Source organism: Sphingomonas sp. CCH9-F2 (assembly GCF_001556735.1).
Classification (GTDB): Bacteria; Pseudomonadota; Alphaproteobacteria; order Sphingomonadales; family Sphingomonadaceae; genus Sphingomonas; species Sphingomonas ginsenosidimutans.
Genome location: NZ_LSJO01000169.1, coordinates 1 through 3,548 on the forward strand (window position 1 = coordinate 1; position 3,548 = coordinate 3,548).

The 3,548-nt window shown below is 68.2% G+C and carries 5 protein-coding genes; all 5 read right to left on the reverse strand.

The features are described from left to right. Positions 1 to 835: aminotransferase class V-fold PLP-dependent enzyme (locus tag AX685_RS04825; protein ID WP_066485954.1), on the reverse strand; the 835-nt coding region annotated here is incomplete at its 3' end. Next, positions 832 to 1,902 (reverse strand): SufD family Fe-S cluster assembly protein, encoded by a 1,071-nt coding sequence (locus tag AX685_RS04830; protein ID WP_066485956.1) that lies wholly within the window; start codon positions 1,900 to 1,902, stop codon positions 832 to 834. The genes AX685_RS04825 and AX685_RS04830, both read right to left, overlap by 4 nt. Positions 1,903 to 2,125: 223 nt before the next feature. After that, on the reverse strand, positions 2,126 to 2,869 hold the full coding sequence (gene sufC / locus AX685_RS04835) for a Fe-S cluster assembly ATPase SufC (protein ID WP_066485958.1): 744 nt from the start codon (positions 2,867 to 2,869) through the stop codon (positions 2,126 to 2,128). After that, positions 2,856 to 3,062: a hypothetical protein gene (locus AX685_RS21410; protein ID WP_156445672.1), complete on the reverse strand. Its 207-nt coding sequence runs from the start codon at positions 3,060 to 3,062 to the stop codon at positions 2,856 to 2,858. The genes sufC and AX685_RS21410 overlap by 14 nt, the downstream gene beginning before the upstream one ends. 31 nt (positions 3,063 to 3,093) lie before the next feature. Then, positions 3,094 to 3,548 (reverse strand): SufD family Fe-S cluster assembly protein (locus AX685_RS04840; protein WP_197418486.1); only part of this gene is annotated, 455 nt, incomplete at its 5' end.

Consider the following 3,548-nt stretch of genomic DNA (forward strand, 5'->3'; position numbering starts at 1 on the left):
CGATATGCGGCGTCCCCGCCTCGAACCGGGTCGGCGCGGGGGCGTAGCTGGTCTTTTCGAACGACACGCGGTCGATCATCGACCCGCCGCCCTGATAGGGGGGCATCGCGTCGAGCAGCTCGGGCCGCGCCCACAGCACGCCGATGCCGGTCGGGCCGTAGAGCTTGTGCCCGGAGAAGACGTAGAAATCGCACCCCAGCGCGGCGACGTCGACCGGCAGCCGCGCGACCGCCTGGCACCCGTCGATCAGGATGCGCGCGCCGACCGAATGCGCGATCGCGCAGGCGCGCGTCACGTCGAGCACCGAGCCGAGCACGTTCGAGACATGCGCCAGCGCGACCAGTTTGTGTTCCGGCCGGATCATCGCGGCCATCGCGTCGAGATCGATACGATGATCGTCGGTCAGCGGCACCACGTCGATCGCGGCGCCGACGCGCTCGGCGACCATCTGCCACGGCACGATGTTGCTGTGATGCTCCAGCTGCGACAGCAGGATGCGATCGCCGGCCTTCAGCTGCTGCCCCGCCCAGCTGTGCGTGACGAGGTTGATCCCCTCCGTCGCGCCGCGCACGAACACGATCTCGTCCGGCTGCGCGCCCACGAAGCGCGCCACGGTGCCGCGCGCGGCCTCATAGGCGAGCGTCATGTCGGCCGACCGCTGGTACACGCCGCGATGCACGGTGGCATAGGTGGTGTCGTAGCCGCGCGCGATCGCGTCGATCACCGCGCGCGGTTTCTGCGCGGTGGCGGCGGTGTCGAGATAGGCCCAGCCGTCCGGAATCGCGGGGAAATCCGCGACCACGTCGAGCGGTGCCTCGGCGGCGGCGCCGCTCACAAGGCGCGCTCCAGCCAGGCGTCGGCGTCGGCGGCGAAGGCGTCGCGGACGAGCTCGTCCGCGATCCGGTCGAGCGCGTCGGCGACGAAGGCGCGGGTCAGCAGCGCCTTGGCGCGCGGCGCGGGAATGCCGCGGCTGGCCATGTAGAACAAGGCGCGCGCATCCAGCTCGCCGACCGTCGCGCCGTGCGCGCACTTCACGTCATCGGCGAAGATCTCCAGCTCCGGCTTCAGGTTCACGGTGGCGGTGCGGTGCAGCAGCAGCCCGCGCAAGGACTGTTCGCCATCGGTCTTCTGCGCATGGCGCGCGACCTCGACGGCGGCGGCGAGGCTGGCCTGCGACGTGTCGGCGGCGACCGCGCGCCACAATTGGTGCGACTGCCCATGGGGGGCGGCATGGCGCATGCGCACGGCGCATTCCTGCCGGATGGCATCGCGGGTCAGCAGCGCGCCGCCGAATTCGGCATAGCCACCCTCCCCCGCAAGCGTGATCGCGGCATCGACGCGCACACCCTGATCACCCGCGCCCAGCATGGTAGCGACATAGCTGGCGCCGGCACCCAGTTCCGCATCGTCGCGCAACGAGACGAAGCCCGCCCCCTGCGTCATCCGCACCGCGCGCATCAGCCGCGCGGCGTGGCCGAGCCGAATGCGCGTCTGCCGGTTCGACCAGCCCGCGCCGACGAAGGTTTCGACCAGCTGCGCCGAGGTGTCGGCGGCGAGCACGATCTGCGCGGCGAGATGGTTTTCGCCGCCGGTAGCGACATGGACGACCTGCACCGGGTCGGCGACCGCTCCGGCATCGAGGTGGAGCGACCAGCCGTGCGTCGCGCGGCGGCCGAGCGGGTGGTCGCCGGGGGTCAGGTCGCCGATGCGGACGCGGTGCAGGTCGCTGGCGGCGTCATCCAGCACACCGTCGACGAACAGCAGCTTCGCACCGGGCAGGTCGAGGAAGTCCGCCTTTGCCGGCGCGACGGGCGCGAGCGCGGCGGCGGCGGCGATCCCGCGCGTATCGGCCCAGCGCCATGCTTCCTGACGGGTGGAGGGCAGGTCGAGGACGTCGGTCATGCGGCGCTCCGCAGGGTGTGTTCACGCGAAGACGCGAAGGCGCGAATAAGGATTTGGCACGCGGAGCCGCGGAGACGCGGAGGTGTTGCGTCCCGCCGCGACAGCGGCTCTCCACCATGGCCGTGGCGATGATGAGGGCGCGCTGCCGCGCGCGGATAGTCTCCGCGTCTCCGCGCCTCCGCGTGAACCTGATCCTTCGCGTCTTCGCGGCTTCGCGTGACCATCACGCCGCCACCTCGGCATAGCCTTCGCGTTCCAGCTGCAACGCCAGTTCGGGGCCGCCCGAGCGGGTGATGCGACCGTCGGCCAGCACGTGGACGCGATCCGGCTTTACGTAGTCGAGCAGGCGCTGGTAATGGGTGATGAGCAGCACCGCCTTGTCGGGCTTGCGCATGATGCGGTTGATGCCGTCGCCGACGATGCGCAGCGCGTCGATGTCGAGACCGGAGTCGGTTTCGTCGAGGATCGCGAAGGCCGGGTCGATGATGCCCATCTGCACCATCTCGTTGCGCTTCTTCTCGCCGCCCGAGAAGCCGACGTTGACCGGGCGCTTGAGCATGTCCTGCTGGAGCCCGAGCGCATCGGCCTGCGCGCGGGCGAGCTTGAGGAATTCGGCGCCCGACAGCGGCTTTTCATCGCGCTGCGCGCGCTGTGCGTTGAGGCTTTCGCGCAGGAACTGGACGTTCGAGACGCCGGGGATCTCGACCGGATACTGGAAGCCGAGGAAGACGCCGGCGGCGGCGCGTTCGTGCGGTTCCTTGTCCAGCAGATCCTCGCCATTGAAGGTGATCGAGCCTTCGGTCACCTCATAGCCGGGGCGGCCGCCCAGGACATAGCCGAGCGTCGACTTGCCCGCGCCGTTCGGGCCCATGATCGCGTGGATCTCGCCCGCGTTCACGTCGAGCGAGAGGCCCTTGAGGATTTCCTTGCCGTCGATTTCGGCGTGGAGGTTTTCAATTTTCAGCATTATGATGATCCGATAAGGTACGGTCGTTACGCCTGTTCGCCTTGAAGAGAACCAAGTAGCTTGCAGGGAAGGCCGCTACCGCGAATGTAATCGCCAACATCGCCAGGCTCTCGAGCGAAAATCTGCCATCGGCGGCATCCTCCAGAATAATCATCAGGCCGAGCAGCCACCACGGTAGAAATAATACAGTCATTACAGCTGCCGCGATAGGGAGCCATATTTACTCACCCCACGCTCCCCTCGAGCGAAATCCCCAGCAGCTTCTGCGCCTCGACCGCGAACTCCATCGGCAGTTGCTGCAGCACCTCGCGCGCGAAGCCGTTGACGATCAGCGCGACCGCCGCCTCGGCGTCGAGACCGCGCGACATCGCGTAGAACAATTGGTCCTCGCTGATCTTGCTGGTGGTCGCCTCATGCTCGATCTGCGCGGACGGGTTCTTCACCTCGATGTACGGCACGGTATGCGCGCCGCACTGGTCGCTGAGCAGCAGGCTGTCGCATTGCGTGAAGTTGCGGACGTTCTCGGCGGTCGGCGCGACGCGCACCAGCCCGCGATAGGTGTTGTCGGACCGACCGGCGCTGATCCCCTTCGACACGATCGTCGACTTGGTGTTCTTGCCGAGGTGGATCATCTTGGTGCCGGTATCGGCCTGCTGGCGGTTGTTGGTGACCGCCACGG